Source organism: Ruegeria sp. BI12 (assembly GCF_056537985.1).
In genome coordinates, this window is record NZ_JBQFSL010000002.1 from 116069 (window position 1) to 133189 (window position 17121).

The window sequence follows — 17121 nt, forward strand, 5'->3', positions numbered from 1 at the left end:
AGTGCTGGACTAAGGAAAATCTGTGACGCGCCCTTCAAATCGTCGCCCCTGCTACCATTTCGCGCGATTGTCTTCCCGGCGCGGAGGCCTATAAGGATGAGCAACACAGGCAAAGGCGTCCGTTCAATGTCCGACAACAGCGACAAGACCACTCATTTTGGGTTTGAAACCGTGCGTGAGGCTGAAAAAGCCGGGCGCGTGCAGGGCGTGTTCAACTCGGTCGCCTCGAAATACGACGTGATGAACGATGTCATGTCGATGGGCATTCACCGGGTCTGGAAAGACGCGATGATGGACTGGCTTGCCCCGCGCCCCGGTCAGCGTTTGTTGGATGTGGCTGGTGGCACCGGAGATATCTCATTCCGGTTCCTCAAACGCGCGGGCCACGGCCATGCCACCGTGCTGGACCTGACCGAGCCGATGTTGGTCGAAGGTCGCCAGCGGGCCGAGGCCGACCAAATGGCTGACAGCCTGAACTGGGTAGTTGGCGATGCTATGTCGCTGCCCTTCGACGACAACACCTTTGACGTCTACACAATCTCATTTGGCATCCGGAACGTGACACGCCCGCAAGAAGCGCTGAACGAAGCCTTCCGCGTGCTGAAACCCGGCGGCCGCTTGATGGTGTTGGAGTTCAGCCAGTTGCCCAATGACGGGCTGCAAAAGCTATACGATCTCTACAGCTTCAACGTCATCCCGCGCATGGGTAAACTCATCGCCAATGACTACGACAGCTATCAGTACCTGGTCGAATCGATCCGTAACTTTCCGGATCAAGAGACTTTCCTGGGCATGGTCCGCGCGGCCGGTTTCGAGAACGCCAAGTACCGCAACCTGAGTATGGGCATCGCCGCACTGCATTCCGGCTGGAAGATCTGATGCGCGGCCCTCACAACATTATCCGCCTGATCCGCACAGGCGCCACACTCGAGCGCACAGGCGCGATGAACGTGGTACTGGACGCATTCGAAGCCCCGCGTGCCCTGCGCATTGTCGCTCATGCTTTGGGCAAACCCTTTCAATGGCTTGGTTATAAAGGCGATCCTGACATGCCGCCTGCGACACGGGCGCTGACAGCGCTCGGGCCGGCGTACATCAAGTTTGGTCAGGTTCTGTCGACTCGTCCCGACGTGGTCGGCGATGAGTTGGCCGAACAGCTGCGCGTGCTGCAGGACAAGCTTCCCCCGTTTTCCCGCTCCGAAGCTATGGCCGAAGTGGAAAAGGAACTCGGTCAGCCGGTTTCTGAAATCTTCAGCGAATTCAGCGAACCCATCGCTGCAGCATCCATTGCTCAGGTCCACAAGGCCAAACTGGTCAGCACCGGCGAAGACGTAGCCGTCAAAGTTCTACGCCCAGGCATCGAACGCGCCTTTCGCAAGGATGTGGACGCCTTTTATTTCGCAGCCCGTATCGTTCAACTGTTCGCCCCCGGCGCGCGCCGCCTGCGCCCAATGGAAGTGATCGAACATTTCGACGGCGTGGTACGCGGTGAACTGGACCTGCGCCTGGAAAGCGCCGCCGCGTCGGAATACGCAGCCAATACTAAGGACGATGCCGGGTTTTGGTTGCCGCCCGTCGTCTGGTCTCTGTCAGCCCGCCGAGTAATGACGCTCAGTTGGGCTGACGGTATTCCGCTGGGCGACAATGCGGCGCTAGATGCGGTCGGGCACAACCGCCGCGATCTCGCGGAACGTGTGCTGCGTCTGTTCCTGCTGCACGCACTGCGCGACGGCTTTTTTCACGCCGACATGCATCAGGGCAACCTGAAGGTCGCGGCCAACGGGGACATCATCGCCTATGACTACGGCATCATGGGCCATATCGACGAATATACCCGCCGGGTCTATGCCGAGATTCTATTCGGCTTCATCCGCCGCGACTACAAACGTGTGGCCGAGGTTCATTTCGAGGCAGGATACGTACCCGCAAATCAGGATGTCGACGAATTTGCCCGCGCTCTGCGCGCAGTCGGAGAACCGATCTTTGGCATGGACGCCACCCACATTTCGATGGGTCGTCTGCTGAACTACCTGTTCGAAGTGACCGAGCGGTTTGGCATGGAAACCCGCACCGAACTGATCCTGCTACAACGAACGATGGTGGTCGTGGAAGGCGTCGCACGTTCCCTGGACCCGCATATCAACATCTGGGAGGTCGCCCGCCCGGTTGTCGAGGACTACATCAAGCAATCCATCGGCCCCCGCGCGGCCCTGCGGGACTTTGGAAAAACCGCCATGGTGCTGGCCCGTTTTGGCCCACGCCTGCCCGCCTTGGTGGAAAATGTACTGATCGCGCAGACGCAAAAGGACGACACCCAGAACAAAGGGTTACCAGCAGCCATCCTGCCCGCAACGATCGGTGCCGCTGCAGGCGCCGTATTTGTCCTGATCATCACAGCCTTCACATAGAACCGACCCGCCAGCTTCATCTGGCCGAGAGTATCCTCGTTGGGAATTGCGCCAATGGGGGCGATGGGGGGCGGTGCCCCCCGGCCCTAGTTCAGATCAGAGCCGCTCGAAGGCGATGGCGATGCCCTGTCCGCCACCAATACACATGGTGACCAGGCCTTTGGACCCGCCAATGCGTTCCAGTTCATACAGCGCCTTCAAGGTGATGATTGCTCCCGTGGCGCCCACTGGGTGCCCCAAAGCAATCGCGCCTCCGTTCGGGTTTACCTTAGCGGCGTCCAGACCCAGTTCCTTGTTCACGGCCAATGCCTGAGACGCGAAGGCTTCGTTGCTTTCGATCACATCAAAATCCTCGACCGACAGACCCGTGCGCGCCATCAGGTTCTGAACTGCGGGAACCGGTCCGATTCCCATGACCTCCGGGCGAACACCAGCGTGGCCATATCCCAGAATGCGCGCTTTGGGTTTCAGACCCGCTTTTTCCGCAGCTTCCGCTGTGGCCAGAACCATTGCGGCCGCCCCATCATTGATGCCCGATGCGTTTCCAGCGGTCACGCGACCGTCTTTCTTGAATGCCGGACGCAGACCAGCCAGAGCCTCAGCCGAGGTTTTTTTCGGGTGCTCGTCGACCATGAAATCGACCATGTCCCGCTTCACTTTGACCTGAACCGGAGCGATCTGACTTTCGAAATAGCCCGACTCGATGGCCGCTGCTGCGCGAGTCTGGCTTGTCAGGGCAAACTCATCCATCTGCTCGCGGGTGACCTGATGTTCATCCGCAACATTTTCGGCCGTCACACCCATATGTCCGGTGCCAAAGGGGCAATTCAGCGCGCCGAGCATCATGTCCAGAGACTTGACGTCCCCCATCTTCGCGCCCCAACGCGCCTGAGGGACAATATACGGGCTGCGCGACATGCTTTCGGCCCCTCCGGCCACGGCAAACTCTGCGTCGCCCAGCATCAGCGATTGCACTGCCGATACAATCGCCTGCGCGCCCGAACCACACAGGCGATTCACGTTCATCGCAGGTGTTTCGTTTGGTATTCCCGCTTGTTTTGCAGCGGCGCGTGACAGGTACATGTCGCGTGGCTCAGTGTTAATGACATGACCAAAAACCACGCTGCCAATCTGGGTTGGCTCGACCCCCGAACGCTCCATAGCCGCTTCCGTCACCACGGTTGCAAGATCAATCGGTGCGGTTGAGGCCAGCGCCCCGCCAAATGTGCCGATCGCGGTGCGGGCACCATCAAGAATCACGATGTCTTTCATGTCTCTTCTCCTCTGGGATTTGGCGGAACTATGCATCTGCGGCATCAGGCTGTCCCATGGAACGTACCGTCACAAGCAGAATTGACATAAGGCGGGCAAACGCGCATGAGATTCCGTCATGACGGAAAACCCAGACGATATCCTGACACGACTGCCCGCTCGCCTGAAAGAGGCGCGCAGGGCCAAAGGCCTGTCGCTCGAAGCCGTGGCGAACCTGAGCGGCGTATCCAGATCCATGGTCAGCCAGATCGAACGGGGTGAAAGCAGCCCGACGATCTCGACCCTGTGGAATCTGACCCGTGCCTTGCAGGTGGATTTTGCCGGGTTGCTGGAAGAAGCGAACAGCGCGGACCAGATCGAAGTACTCAGGAAGTCCGAAGTGCCCAGCATCGACAACATGGGTCAAAAATGCCGGATTCGCATTCTGTCACCGCCCGAAGAGGCAGGTGGGCACGAGGTCTACGACATTGAATTCGACAAAGACGGCGCACTGAACAGTCAGCCCCATGCCCGAGGCGCACGAGAGCAACTGACCGTGCTGGAGGGCGCCGTACGCGTGACATCCGGCACTGCTGTCAGTGACCTGCAGCAGGGTGACACCGCACGCTATGCGGCGGATGTGGCGCATTCGATCATCGCCAATGGACCTGCGCGGGTCTTCCTGATCGTCAAAAACGCCTGACCCCGGAAAAAATCCGCCTTCACGGATTTTTTTCTCGTATATTGTAATTCCCCCATTCAGGAATTACATCCGTTATGTTAGATATGCGACTCAGACAAACGGAGACCGCCATGGCTGATGCATTCCTGTCCCACATCACGGACACCCTCGCGCAGATCGAATCTGAGGGTCTGTACAAACGCGAACGAATGATCACCTCGCCTCAGGGCGGTGAGATTACGGTGGGCGACAAACAAGTCATCAACTTGTGCGCCAACAACTATCTGGGTCTGGCCGATCACCCCGCTCTGATCGACGCCGCCAAAGATGCTATGGAACCCAAGGGATTCGGCATGGCCTCGGTCCGGTTCATCTGCGGCACGCAGGACATTCACCGTGAATTGGAACAACGGCTGGCAAACTTCCTGAACAAGGACGACTCCATTTTGTTTGCCGCCTGTTTCGATGCGAACGGAGGACTGTTTGAGCCTTTGTTAGGGCCTGAAGACGCCATCATCTCGGACAGTCTGAACCACGCCTCGATCATCGACGGCGTTCGGTTGTGCAAGGCCAAGCGCTATCGCTACCTGAACAATGACATGAACGATCTTGAGGCTTGGCTTAAACAGGCACGCGAGGATGGGGCTCGGCATATCATGATCGCGACCGATGGTGTGTTCTCGATGGATGGCTATTTGGCCAACCTGCCGAAAATCCGAGAGCTGGCCGACAAATACGACGCCATCGTCATGGTGGATGACTGCCACGCGACAGGCTTTATGGGGCCGAACGGCGCGGGCACACCGGATCACTTCGGCGTCGATGTGGACATTCTGACGGGAACCCTGGGCAAGGCACTTGGGGGGGCAATCGGCGGTTACATCGCCGGGCCGCAGCCAGTGATAGATCTGCTTCGGCAGCGGGCGCGGCCCTATCTGTTCTCAAACTCGCTGCCACCGTCCATCGTCGCTGCTGGTCTCGAGGCAATTCGACTGGTCGAAGAAGGCGACATGCTGCGCGCACAACTGTTCGGCAACGCGAAATACTGGCGTGCAGGGCTTGAGAAGCTGGGCTTTGATCTTCTGCCTGGCGAGCATCCGATTGTCCCGGTCATGTTGGGTGAGGCGCAGTTGGCGCAAGACATGGCATCAAGATTGTTCGACGAAGGCGTCTATGTCTCCGGCTTCTTCTTTCCTGTCGTTCCACGCGGTCAGGCGCGGATCAGAACGCAGATGAATGCAGCTCTGACAAAGGATGAACTGGACCGCGCGCTGGCCGCCTTTGGCAAGGTCGGCAAAGACTTGGGAGTGATTTAATGATCCTTCCCTCTGTGATCCCCGCGATTGGGAACACACCTTTAGTCGACCTGTCGCGCATTTGCCAGCGACTGGATCTGGATGGCCGCATTCTGGCCAAGCTGGATTACCTGCTGCCGGGCTTCTCGAAGAAGGACCGCGCAGCAAGGTCAATTGTCGAACTGGCGCGCGCAGAAGGCACCCTGTCACCGGGGCAGACGGTTGTTGAACTGACCTCAGGGAATATGGGCACTGGGCTGGCGATTGTCTGCGGCATTCTGGGGCATCCTTTTGTGGCAGTGATGAGCGCCGGAAACTCGGTCGAACGGGCGCGGATGATGCGTGCCCTTGGGGCCGAAGTCGTCATTGTCCCACAGGCCGAAGGCAGTAAACCCGGCGAGGTTTCGGGCGCGGATCTGGCTTTGGTGGACGAGGCCGCACAACACATTACAGCCGACCGGAACGCCTTTCGGGCCGATCAATTCGGCCATTCCGGCAATCCCAAGTCCCATGCCACGGGTACGGGGCCGGAAATCTGGGAGCAATCCGGCGGCACCGTTACGGCCTTTTGCGATTTTGCAGGTTCCGGCGGCACTCTGGCCGGCGTCGCTACCTTTCTCACCCCGCACGGAGTGCGCTGTTATGCCATGGAACCCGAAGGCGCGCGGGCTATCGCTGGCGAAGCCATCATCAATCCCGATCACCCGATTCAGGGCGGCGGCTACGCGATGGACGATCTGGTTCATCTGAACGGGACATCTTTGGCCGGGCATCTGTCGGTGTCGGGCGAGGCGGCGCGGGACGGGGCGCGGATGCTGGCCCGAACCGAAGGCATTTTCGCAGGCTACTCGGCAGGCGCAAACCTTGCCGGGGCGATTGAACTGTTGCGCGGCCCGGAAAAGGGCGGCTGCGTAGCGATTGTGATGTGTGACAGTGGGCTGAAGTACCTGTCGACCGATTTGTGGGAGTGACCAAATGCGACCCAACAACATGAAAGCGCTTGAGAAATCCAAACCCGAAGAAGGCCTGTGGATGGTGCAGGCCCCCGTACCAGAGATCGGCCCGGAAGAGGTTCTGATCCGCATCAACAAAACCGGCATTTGCGGGACGGATATCCACATCTGGAACTGGGATGCTTGGGCTGCCGCCACCGTGCCGATTCCGATGATCACCGGCCACGAATTCGCAGGTGAGATCGTCGAGATGGGCCGCAATGTAACCGGCCTTGAGATTGGCCAGCGTTGTTCCGGCGAAGGCCACCTGATCACTACCGACAGCCGCCAAAGTCGCGCAGGAAAGTTCCATCTGGATCCCGGTACACGCGGGATCGGAGTAAACGAACAGGGGGCCTTTGCCCAATACCTGAAGCTTCCTGCTTTCAATGTGGTGCCATTGCCCGAGGATGTTCCGGACGAGATCGGTGCCATCCTCGACCCGTTGGGCAACGCCGTTCACACAGCGCTCAGCTTTGACTTGCTTGGCGAAGATGTTCTGATTACCGGCGCTGGCCCGATTGGAATCATGGCCGCCGCCGTCGCACGCCATGCAGGGGCTCGGCATGTCGTGATCACCGATATCAACCCGGATCGTCTGAAACTGGCCGAACATGTCGTGCCCACCGTGCGGCCTGTGGACGTCAGCAAAGAAGATCTGCAGGACGTCATAACAGAACTCGGCATGCAGCAGGGATTTGATGTCGGCCTGGAAATGTCCGGCTCCCAAGTTGCGCTAGACCAGATGGTCGAGGCGCTGGTGATGGGCGGCAAGATCGCACTGTTGGGTATTCCACCCGGGAAATCCCCCGTGGATTGGTCCCGGATCGTGTTCAAGGCCATCACTATAAAGGGCGTTTATGGGCGTGAGATGTTCGAGACGTGGTACAAGATGATCGCCATGCTGCAGAACGGTCTGGATGTCAGCCGAGTGATCACACACCAAATGAAGGTCGACGATTTTGCCAAAGGTTTTGCTGCGATGAAATCTGGTCAATCCGGCAAGGTTGTTCTGGACTGGACTTAACGCTCTGGAGTTGCGCGAGTTCAGACCCTAAACAGGAGTGAACTCATGCGTTTGGAGGAGCAAATGGAATGGGGAGAAATATTCCGCGACAAGGGCCGGTATTGGTACCTTCGCGCCTTGGCCAATAAGCGGATGGGTGTCGAATCCCTGTTCCAGCGCTGGCGCTTTGACGATGTCCCAGCAGTGGATTGCGTGATCGGTGACCAAACTGGCACCGGCAGTTCCAGCGGCGTGTCCTTTCTGCGTAGGGCCTTGGATTTGCGATGCTTCCATGATCTTTTCGATGTACGCCCGAATTGATGTTTGCGGAGCAGGAGTAGGCGATGCTGTACCGAGGGTTCACTCAGGATGAGCTGGAGCGGGAATACTCTCCCAGTTCCATGATCGGTGGTGATTTGACGCCATTCCTGGACAGCTATGCCGCGCTGAGCGCGCAACACCGGGCCAGGATGGAGGTGAGGGAGAACCTCGCTTACGGCGATGCTCCGGCGCAGGTGCTGGATTTCTTTCCAGCAAAGGGAACAGGTGCGCCGCTGCATGTTTTTGTCCACGGCGGCTATTGGCAAGCGCTCAGCCAGCGCGAATCCGCGACGATGGCGCCCGCCCTGATCGAAGCAGAGCATTCCTTTGCAACGTTGAACTATACGCTGGCCCCCGACGCGCGACTGAATCAGATGATCGACGAGTGCCGCGATGCGCTGTTGTGGCTGGCCGCCCAGGCCGGTACGCTGGGATTCGATCCCTCACGGATCACCCTGTCAGGACACAGTGCAGGCGCGCATCTGGTGGCGATGGTCCTGTCGACCTCGGCTGATGCATTGGCCCGTGCAGGGCTGCGCGTGCGGGATGTGATCCTGATTAGTGGTATCTATGATCTGGAACCGATCAGCCAGACCTCGGTGAACGACCCGCTGCAATTGACCCCGGTCGAAGTACATGATCTGTCCCCCATGCTGCACCCGCCCGCCCCGGGCCCACGGTACCACGTGACAGTGGCCGAGCGCGACACGCCGGAGTTCATCCGCCAGAGTCGGGCTTACGCTGAATTGCTGCGCAAAGCCGGGCATTCCGTTAGTTTCGAATTGAAAACGGGGATGCAGCATTTCGACATCATCATGCATCCCGGCACGTTTCTGCCGTCGGCGCGCTAGTCACACGTATCAAACCTCAGACAGGCGTGGCCTTTGCATCGGATACCAGCCCCGGCGCACAGCAGGTTTGTGGCAAACCCATCGTCGTCTGTTTCAAGCTCAAAGCAGACTTTGACCGGTAGCCCGAGTATCGCAATTTCCACTACTCTGCTTACTTCGAAACAATGGTCAGAGCTAAGGCCCGTTTTGAAGCTTCATATTCTTCGGTTATTCGGCGTTCCGTTCCAATACTATTGTTTTCGTTGACACATTGCCTCGTATACGGTCCGGTAAATTACTCGACGTGTTTTAGCGCAAGGATTTGATGTCATGCCAGAATCTCTCGACCTGCATAAGTTTGAAAATCTAAGCCCTTTCCAAATTAAAGACGAGCTCATCAAGCTGGCTCAGAAAGAGTCGCGCCAGATGGCATTGCCGTATCTGAATGCCGGGCGAGGTAATCCGAACTGGATTGCCACCAAGGCCCGCGAGGCGTTCTTCCTGCTGGGCCAGTTCGCGATGACCGAGGCGCAGCGCCATCGCAATGAACCGCAGGTAGGATTGGCTGGGATGCCGCAGGGGCCCGGGTGCTACGAAAGGCTCAAGGCCTATTGCAAGACGTCCGAAGGCAAGAACGGCCCTCCGGGCGCGGATACGCTTGTCGCCATGGTGGATTTTGCAATTCAAAAATTCGGCTTCACCTCGGACGATTTCGTTCTGGAGTTGACCGATGGCATTGTCGGGGATCACTATCCGATGCCGGACCGGTGCATGAAACACAACGAGGCGATTGTCCATGAATACGTGATGTGGGCGATGTGTTCAGGCCATCGGCCTGATGCCAAGTTCGACATTTACGCCGTCGAAGGTGGAACCGCTGCGATGTGCTACATCTTTAAGGCGCTGAAGAACCAAAGGCTGCTTAATGCGGGTGACACCATCGCGCTGGGGACGCCAATCTTTACCCCCTACCTCGAAATGCCCGTGCTTGAAGACTATGGGTTGAACGTGGTGGATGTGTCCTCGGAAGAAGAAGATCATTTCCAGCTGACCGATGACGATCTCGAGCAACTGGCCGATCCCAAGGTCAAAGCGCTGTTTCTGGTCAACCCGGGCAACCCGTCCTCGGTCGCGATCAGCCCCGAGGTCATGGCTCGTCTGGTCGAATTTGTCAAAACCCGGCGTCCTGACCTGATCATCCTGACCGATGATGTCTACGGAACCTTTGTTCCAAACTTTCAGTCGGTGATGGGCCACCTGCCGGAAAATACCATCGGGGTCTACTCGTACTCCAAGTATTTCGGCTGTACGGGCTGGCGCCTCGGCGCGATCCTCGTGGCTGAAAACAACATCTTCGACAAGATGATTGCCAACGCACCGGATGACGTAAAATCCGTTGTCAACGCACGTTACGAGGCACTGACCCCGGATCCCGACTCTTTCAAGTTCATCGATCGGATCGTGGCCGACAGCCGGGATGTAGCGCTCAACCACACCGCCGGGCTGTCGCTGCCTCAACAAGTGATGATGACATTGTTCTCGCTGGTTGAATTGATGGACGAGGACAAAGCCTATCAGAAGTTCTGTTGGGGCATTCTGAAGCATCGCTTTGATGAACTGGTCGAAGGGTTGGGCATCGAAGTTCCAGACAACCCGTTGTTCGACAAATATTACGGGATCATCGATTTCGAGTTCTGGCTGCGCAAATACGTGGGCGAAGAAGTGGTCGAGTGGATCAAGGAAAACGTTCATCCTCTGGATATCTCCTTCAAACTGGCGCAGGACCACGGGATCGTGTTACTGAACGGCTCGGGCTTTGACGCACCGAATTGGTCGGCGCGCGTGTCCTTCGCCAATCTCGACGACAGCGCCTATCGTCAGATCGGGCGGGCGGTGCGGGCCGTGGCTACCGGATATGTGCAGGCCTACCGTGCTTCGAAAGGATTACCGCTCCATGGTTGAGGTCGTTCGGTAGTAATAGGTAGGACTGCATGGAACTGATCGGAGAGATCTTCGGCGCTCACCCCGAATTGGCCTTGTTTTGCAGCCTTGCCCTTGGCTATGCGATTGGAAAGATCACTATCGGCTCGTTTACCGTTGGATCGGTAGCGGGCTGTCTTCTGGCTGGCGTTCTTGTCGGCCAGACCGGAGTCGAAATTTCGGACGACCTGAAGCAGGCGTTCTTCATGCTGTTTCTGTTTTCCATTGGCTACAGGACCGGTCCACAGTTCTTCCGATCTTTGAACGCCAGCGCCTTGCCCCAGATCGCGATCACAGTTTTGCTCTGTGTCGTAGCGTTGGTGGCGGCCGCTCTGCTGGCGCCTTTGATGGGGCTATCGGTTGGCATAGCGGCCGGGCTTTTGGCGGGCGGCGCTACGGAAAGTGCAACATTGGGCGTCGCCATCGATGCCTTTGCCAAGACCGGTGCCGACGAGGCTGCCCAACAGATATTTGACGCCGAAATCGCAACCGGTTTTGCGGTAGCATACTTCGTCGGCGTCATCGCCACGATCTTCTTCCACACTCAACTGGCCCCCCGATTTTATGGACGGTCGCTGAAAGAGGCGTGTTCCGAATACGAGGCAAAGCTGGATGACGAATCCACTCCGATCGTTCCTCAACACCGCGATTTCGAAGCCCGTGCATATCGCATCGCACCAAAATTCGCGGGCCACACCGTAGCCGATGTGGAAGCCCGCGTCCCGGATCATGTCCGCGCCTATATCGACCGTGTGCGGCGCGGAGACAAAATCCTGCCCACGTCGCGCGACATGGTTCTGCAGGACAATGATATCGCGGCAATTGCAGGCATGCGCTCATTCCTGATCGACCATGCCAATGAGATTGGGGAGGAAGTTGAAGATCCCGAATTGCTGGACCTGCCGGTCGAAACAGACGACATCGTGGTGACCAATAGCGAGCTGGTCAACCGGACCCTCGGCGAGTTGTCGACCTATCCCGAAGCCCGTACGGTGTTTTTGCGCGGCATCATGCGCAGCGGTGAACGGCTGCCGATTTTTCGAGGCGTAACATTGCACAAAGGCGACGTGCTGACGGTGTCCGGAACACGTAGCCATATCACGGACGCAGCCGCCAAGCTGGGTTACCTAGACCGGGAAACAAGCAAAACCGACATGGTCTTTGTGGCGTTCTTCATTTTGATCGGGGGCCTGATCGGTATTCCGGCGTTGAAATACGGAGCGGTGGAACTGGGCCTTGGCACGTCCGTCGGCGTCCTTCTGGGCGGGCTGGTTGCAGGTTGGTTGCGCTCGGTTCGCAGAACATTCGGCTTTGTCCCCGAAGCAACGCTTTGGATTTTCGATTCCGTCGGGTTATGCGTTTTTGTGGCCTGCGTCGGCATCACGTCCGGCACCAGTTTCGTGGCAGGCGTTCTGGAAAGCGGTCCATCGCTGATTATCGGATCGCTAGCCATCGTCCTCCTCGCCCACGGCTCGGCCATTTTTGTCGGCTACAAAGTGTTCAAGATCAACGAAGGCGTACTGGCCGGAACTTGTTGCGGAGCTGGAACTTCGGCCCCAGCACTGGCCGCCGTGCAGGAAGCGGCGCAAAGTCAGGTACCCACGCTTGGTTATGGGTTGGGTTACGCCGTGGGCAACGTGCTGTTGGCGCTATGGGGCTCGGTCATCATCCTTTTGCTGCTCTGACCCCTACGGCACAAAAGCCACGACCAACGGCCCCCAAAGTGTCAGGAAGATGTTCGCAACTGCATAGGTCATGGTGAAAGCCGGGGTCGGGGTCGAGTTTCCTGCCTTTTCAAGCAGAGTTGCAAAACCCGGGTTACCCGATCGAGATCCGGTGACAACTGCACAAGCTTCGATCGGGTTCCGAATACGCAGGGCGATGTAGTTGATTGGAAATTGAACGATCATCGGCATCAGCGTCACAACGAACCCAAGCAACAGCAATGTAATCCCATATTCCTGAATCGCCTGCAGCGCAGGTTGACCGGCGTTCAGGCCGACAACACCCACAAAAACCGCTAAACCGAAGCTTTGCAGGAAATTCGCAGCACCGCGATTGATGCCGCCGATCTTAGGACGGCGGATACGCAAGTATCCGATAATCAGTCCGGTCACGAGGCACCCAAGGCCCGACCCCAGCGCTACTTTGGTTCCGGCGATGGTAAAGCTGATCTCACCGATCAGATATCCGACCGCGACACCGATCCCCAATGCGATGAAGTTGGTGACAGAAGCGGATGGCGGCACATAGCCCGCAAATTTGGTCGCACGGGTCAGGTCATCCTTGTGGCCAACAATGCTGACTTCGTCGCCAGCGTGAATCTCGGTGTCGTGCAGAACCGGAATATCATGGCCCATGCGGGTAATCTTGGAGATGTAGACGCCCCGGCGTTGATCGGCAGATATTGCGTCGCGCAGCTGTAAAAGGGTTTTGCCTGCAAGTTTGGGGTTGGTGATTACGACATTGCGCCGTTCTTCGACGACCACTAGTTCGGGCGGGAATTCTCCGACCTCGCTTCCGGCCGAACTTTCGAACTTTGCCAGCCCAGAAACCAGCCCGGACACAACTACTACGTCGCCTGCGTTGATCACCATGTCAGGCGTTGGATCCGTGGCAACGCCATCGCGTAGCAACCGTTCGACCAAGATATCTTCGTTAGACCCAGCTTCTATTTCTGTTACCGAACTGCCGACAACTGACGCACCATCGCGAACCCGATACGCCCGCGCATCGAATCGGTTCATGGGCAGGAATTCACCCTCTTCGAGCGAGCGACCACCGCCACTGAGCTTTTGAGCCAGCTTGATCGCCTCTTCCCGCAGGTTCCACCGCATGATGATAGGAAGTACGCTGACGGCCAGAATCGGACCGATTGATCCAAAGATGTAGGTGACCGAATAGCCAACCGCGATATTGGTCTTTAGCTTTTCAGCCTCATCCGACGCCAACCCCAAAAGGTCGATAGCATTTCCGGCCGTGCCGATAATTGCGGACTGGGTTAACCCTCCGGCAGCCAGACCCGCGGCCAGTCCTTTGTCCAGCCCCGCCCACCTGGCAACGACAATCACGAAGAACAAACCCCACAGGGTCATCATGAATGCGGCGAGTAGTTTGGTCAGGGCAGTCCGGTTCAGGGCTGCGAAGAACTGCGGTCCTCCGTTATATCCGACCATGAAAATGAACAGAGAAAAGAAGATATTTTGCACATCGGTGCTGAGGTTGATCCCGCCGATCTGACCTACGAAAACCGCCACCAGCAATGTGCCGGCAATTCCCCCAAGTTCGAACTTGCCGACCCGGAATTTTCCGACACCGTATCCCAGACCCAGACACAGAAAGAGAGCCATTATAGGATAGGTGCGGAGCTGTTCAGTGATTAATTCCATAATGAAACCCTCTGCGTCTAAACACTGATCCGTTCTGCACAAGATACAGCGCCTAACTATCTTGGAAACAGTAAATTTTAGATGGCCGGAGTTGAGCGAACACTAGGAAGGCATCTGGAAAGAATTCACGAAAAGGCAAATGCGTTTGGTGACCGAAAATTCTGATTTTGGAATTTTGGGGCACGCATCCTTCTCTTTGTTATGTTGAGAAATGATCTTTTGACTAACCGAAAGACATTCGTGCTCGCTTTCTTCGTGTTGCGGCCAACCTTTCCGCGCTTGCCTTCTTTTTTGTTTAAGCGATGGGATCTTTGCCCACAAAGCCGACGCTGAGGTCAGATTTACTCAGAGTTTTAGCAAGGATTGCATGTTCCCACGAAATGATTTTGCTCTAAAAACTGCACGTTTTCTGTCAATGACTTTCGGCAATCCATAAAAAAAGCGGCTCCGAAGAGCCGCTGTTTTCTGTTTCTCTTGAGAACCGGATCAATCCAGCGTGCGGGTCACTTCTTCGCGCTCGAAGATCTCGATCACGTCGCCGGCGCGGATATCGTCGTAGTTCTCGAACGCCATACCGCATTCCTGACCCGACTGAACCTCGGCTACTTCGTCCTTGAAACGCTTCAGCGTCTTCAGCGTGCCTTCGTGGATCACCACGTTGTCGCGCAGCAGGCGGACGCCCGCGGAACGACGGGCAACGCCTTCGGTGACCAGACAGCCAGCAACCTTGCCAACACCGGTAACCTTGAAGACTTCGCGGATCTCGGCGTACCCAATGAACTTCTCGCGGATCTCGGCGCTCAGCAGGCCGGATGCGGCGGCTTTCACGTCGTCCACGAGGTCATAGATCACCGAGTAATAGCGGATCTCGACACCCTTCTGGTTCGCGGTGTTCCGCGCCGATGCGTTGGCACGAACGTTGAACCCGAAGATTGGCGCACCAGAGGCTTCGGCCAGGCCGACATCCGTCTCTGTGATCGCACCAACACCCGAATGCAGAACGCGTACGCGGACTTCTTCGTTGCCGATCTTCTCCATCGCCTGAACGATGGCTTCGGCAGAGCCTTGCACGTCCGCTTTCATCAGAATCGGCAACTCGGTGACGTTTTCGTCTTCCTTGGCCTTCTGCATCAGCTGCTCAAGGGTGGTCGCGGCACCGGCGGCGGCGCGTTTGTCCTTGGCGGCTTGTTCACGGTATTCCGCGATCTCACGGGCCTGCGCTTCGGTCTCGGTCACGTTCAGAACGTCACCCGCTTCGGGTGTGCCGTTCAGACCCAGAACTTCGACAGGAACAGAGGGACCCGCTTCTTTGACGCGCTCACCCTTGTCATTGATCAGCGCACGGACTTTACCGTACTGCTCACCCACAACGAAGATATCGCCCTGATGCAGCGTGCCGTTCTGAACCAGAACAGTCGCCACGGGACCGCGGCCCACATCCAGCTGCGCTTCGATCACGGCACCTTGAGCGGCACGATTCGGGTTGGCCTTCAGTTCCAGAATTTCGGATTGCAGCGCGATAGCTTCCAGCAGCTCGTCCAGACCCTGACCGGTGATGGCGGATACTTCGACATCCTGAACATCACCCGACATTTTCTCGACGATGACTTCATGCTGCAGCAGATCGGTGCGCACCTTGTCCGGGTTTGCATCCGGCTTGTCGACCTTGTTGATCGCCACGATCATCGGGACTTCAGCCGCTTTCGCGTGGTTGATCGCCTCGATCGTCTGCGGCATCACCGCGTCGTCGGCAGCCACAACCAAAACCACGATATCCGTGACCTGAGCACCGCGCGAGCGCATCGAGGTAAAGGCCGCGTGACCCGGTGTGTCCAGGAAGGTCAACGTGGTGCCGCCGTCAGTTTTCACCTGATAGGCGCCGATATGCTGGGTAATGCCCCCGGCCTCACCCGCCACAACGCGCGCGTCGCGGATCGCATCCAGCAACGAGGTCTTACCGTGGTCAACGTGACCCATGATTGTGATGACCGGCGGACGGGGCTGAAGGTCATCATCGCTGTCTTCGACTTCTTTGATGACGTCTTCAACATCCGAATCTGAGACACGTGTAACCTTGTGGCCAAATTCTTCGATGATCAGTTCAGCGGTATCGGCGTCGATGGTCTGGTTCTGGGTAACCATCATGCCCATGTTCATGAGCGATTTGACAACGTCAGCCACACGCTCGGCCATACGGTTGGCCAGTTCCGAGACCACGATCGCCTCGGGCAGCTGAACGTCGCGGATGACCTTTTCCCGCTCGACCGGGCCGCCCATGGCTTTCTGACGCGCACGCTCTTGCTTGCGCTTCATCGACGCCATCGAGCGTTGACGGTTGCCTTCACCACCGGTTGCCTGACCGAGTGTCAGCTTACCAGAGCGGCGGTTGTCGTCGCGCCCTTTGCCACGACCACGCTGTTCGCGTTCGCGATCCTGCTTACGCGGAGCCGCCGCTGGGGCAGGTTTGCTGGCCGGGCTGCGTGCCGCTTTGGGTTCTTCGACGGCCGCCGGGGCAGCAGCTGCGCGTTTGGCGGCATCTTCCGCCTCTTTGCGCTTGCGTTCTTCTTCTTCGGCCTTGGCGCGTGCCTTTTCTTCGGCCTCACGCTGTTCGCGTTCTTTGGCCTCTTGTTCCGCACGACGACGGGCGCGTTCTTCTTCACGCGCCTTTTCTGCGGCTTCGCGCGCAGCGGCCTCTTCGACCTCGCGGGCCTTGGCGGCCTGCAGAGCCTTCATCCGGCGGGCCATTTCCGCATCGGAAATCCCGGCAGGGCGGCGCGACGGATCACCCGAGGGCGTTGCTCCGCCACCCGGTTTGCCGGCGCCCGGCTTGGGAACCACCACGCGTTTGCGTTTGGTTTCCACCACGACATTCTTGGTGCGTCCGTGGCTGAAACTCTGTTTCACATTTCCGGGGCGTGCCCCGCCACGAAGACCCAATGTCTTTTTGCCGTCATTATCGCTCATAAA

Annotated in this window: 13 protein-coding genes; 10 read left to right on the top strand and 3 right to left on the bottom strand. The window is 57.8% G+C overall.

Annotated features, from left to right (window positions below; all coding sequences use genetic code 11):
- The first annotated feature begins 126 nt into the window (after nucleotides 1-126).
- Nucleotides 127-879 (top strand): bifunctional demethylmenaquinone methyltransferase/2-methoxy-6-polyprenyl-1,4-benzoquinol methylase UbiE, encoded by a 753-nt coding sequence (gene ubiE, locus ACR0AK_RS13855; RefSeq protein WP_170565284.1) that lies wholly within the window; start codon nucleotides 127-129, stop codon nucleotides 877-879.
- Entirely contained in the window at nucleotides 879-2408 is a 1530-nt protein-coding gene (gene ubiB, locus ACR0AK_RS13860) for a 2-polyprenylphenol 6-hydroxylase (protein ID WP_480793733.1), read from the top strand. The genes ubiE and ubiB overlap by 1 nt, the downstream gene beginning before the upstream one ends.
- Nucleotides 2409-2504: 96 nt before the next feature.
- Here the strand turns inward: ubiB and ACR0AK_RS13865 are convergent, their stop codons facing one another.
- Complete coding sequence (locus tag ACR0AK_RS13865) at nucleotides 2505-3680, bottom strand: acetyl-CoA C-acyltransferase family protein (protein WP_480793734.1); 1176 nt, start codon at nucleotides 3678-3680, stop codon at nucleotides 2505-2507.
- 118 nt (nucleotides 3681-3798) lie between these two features.
- Between ACR0AK_RS13865 and ACR0AK_RS13870 the strand changes: the two genes are divergently transcribed.
- The 8 genes from ACR0AK_RS13870 to aspT (ACR0AK_RS13905) all read left to right on the top strand — a co-directional run bounded on the left by ACR0AK_RS13870 (nucleotide 3799) and on the right by aspT (ACR0AK_RS13905) (nucleotide 12450).
- Nucleotides 3799-4362 (top strand): helix-turn-helix domain-containing protein, encoded by a 564-nt coding sequence (locus ACR0AK_RS13870; RefSeq protein WP_170564999.1) that lies wholly within the window; start codon nucleotides 3799-3801, stop codon nucleotides 4360-4362.
- Nucleotides 4363-4472: 110 nt separating this feature from the next.
- A complete protein-coding gene (locus tag ACR0AK_RS13875) occupies nucleotides 4473-5657 on the top strand; it encodes a glycine C-acetyltransferase (RefSeq protein WP_480793735.1) in 1185 nt (394 codons plus the stop codon).
- A complete protein-coding gene (locus ACR0AK_RS13880) occupies nucleotides 5657-6607 on the top strand; it encodes a PLP-dependent cysteine synthase family protein (RefSeq protein ID WP_480793736.1) in 951 nt (316 codons plus the stop codon). Before ACR0AK_RS13875 ends, ACR0AK_RS13880 begins: the two co-directional genes overlap by 1 nt.
- Nucleotides 6608-6626: 19 nt before the next feature.
- Nucleotides 6627-7655, top strand: coding sequence for an L-threonine 3-dehydrogenase (gene tdh, locus ACR0AK_RS13885; protein WP_480794519.1), 1029 nt, complete (start codon nucleotides 6627-6629; stop codon nucleotides 7653-7655).
- A gap of 45 nt (nucleotides 7656-7700) precedes the next feature.
- Nucleotides 7701-7955 (top strand): tryptophan 2,3-dioxygenase family protein, encoded by a 255-nt coding sequence (locus tag ACR0AK_RS13890; protein ID WP_480793737.1) that lies wholly within the window; start codon nucleotides 7701-7703, stop codon nucleotides 7953-7955.
- A 23-nt stretch (nucleotides 7956-7978) separates the two neighbouring features.
- Nucleotides 7979-8806 carry an alpha/beta hydrolase gene (locus ACR0AK_RS13895; RefSeq protein WP_480793738.1) on the top strand — a complete coding sequence of 276 codons (828 nt, stop codon included), beginning with the start codon at nucleotides 7979-7981 and terminating at the stop codon, nucleotides 8804-8806.
- A gap of 309 nt (nucleotides 8807-9115) precedes the next feature.
- Nucleotides 9116-10747 (top strand): bifunctional aspartate transaminase/aspartate 4-decarboxylase, encoded by a 1632-nt coding sequence (locus ACR0AK_RS13900; protein ID WP_480793739.1) that lies wholly within the window; start codon nucleotides 9116-9118, stop codon nucleotides 10745-10747.
- Between the two features lie 29 nt (nucleotides 10748-10776).
- A complete protein-coding gene (gene aspT / locus ACR0AK_RS13905) occupies nucleotides 10777-12450 on the top strand; it encodes an aspartate-alanine antiporter (protein WP_480793740.1) in 1674 nt (557 codons plus the stop codon).
- A 3-nt stretch (nucleotides 12451-12453) separates the two neighbouring features.
- Here the strand turns inward: aspT (ACR0AK_RS13905) and aspT (ACR0AK_RS13910) are convergent, their stop codons facing one another.
- The gene (aspT, locus tag ACR0AK_RS13910) at nucleotides 12454-14154 is read right to left on the bottom strand and encodes an aspartate-alanine antiporter (protein ID WP_480793741.1); all 1701 of its coding nucleotides are present in this window, start codon (nucleotides 14152-14154) and stop codon (nucleotides 12454-12456) included.
- A 486-nt stretch (nucleotides 14155-14640) separates the two neighbouring features.
- Nucleotides 14641-17118, bottom strand: a complete 2478-nt coding sequence (gene infB, locus ACR0AK_RS13915) for a translation initiation factor IF-2 (RefSeq protein WP_170565022.1) — start codon at nucleotides 17116-17118, stop codon at nucleotides 14641-14643.
- Nucleotides 17119-17121 lie beyond the last annotated feature (3 nt).

Coding starts and splice junctions, on each gene's coding strand:
- ubiE (WP_170565284.1), top strand. CDS start 127: ATGTCCGACAACAGCGACAAGACCACTCATTTTGGGTTTGAAACCGTG.
- ubiB (WP_480793733.1), top strand. CDS start 879: ATGCGCGGCCCTCACAACATTATCCGCCTGATCCGCACAGGCGCCACA.
- ACR0AK_RS13865 (WP_480793734.1), bottom strand. CDS start 3,680: ATGAAAGACATCGTGATTCTTGATGGTGCCCGCACCGCGATCGGCACA.
- ACR0AK_RS13870 (WP_170564999.1), top strand. CDS start 3,799: ATGACGGAAAACCCAGACGATATCCTGACACGACTGCCCGCTCGCCTG.
- ACR0AK_RS13875 (WP_480793735.1), top strand. CDS start 4,473: ATGGCTGATGCATTCCTGTCCCACATCACGGACACCCTCGCGCAGATC.
- ACR0AK_RS13880 (WP_480793736.1), top strand. CDS start 5,657: ATGATCCTTCCCTCTGTGATCCCCGCGATTGGGAACACACCTTTAGTC.
- tdh (WP_480794519.1), top strand. CDS start 6,627: ATGAAAGCGCTTGAGAAATCCAAACCCGAAGAAGGCCTGTGGATGGTG.
- ACR0AK_RS13890 (WP_480793737.1), top strand. CDS start 7,701: ATGCGTTTGGAGGAGCAAATGGAATGGGGAGAAATATTCCGCGACAAG.
- ACR0AK_RS13895 (WP_480793738.1), top strand. CDS start 7,979: ATGCTGTACCGAGGGTTCACTCAGGATGAGCTGGAGCGGGAATACTCT.
- ACR0AK_RS13900 (WP_480793739.1), top strand. CDS start 9,116: ATGCCAGAATCTCTCGACCTGCATAAGTTTGAAAATCTAAGCCCTTTC.
- aspT (WP_480793740.1), top strand. CDS start 10,777: ATGGAACTGATCGGAGAGATCTTCGGCGCTCACCCCGAATTGGCCTTG.
- aspT (WP_480793741.1), bottom strand. CDS start 14,154: ATGGAATTAATCACTGAACAGCTCCGCACCTATCCTATAATGGCTCTC.
- infB (WP_170565022.1), bottom strand. CDS start 17,118: ATGAGCGATAATGACGGCAAAAAGACATTGGGTCTTCGTGGCGGGGCA.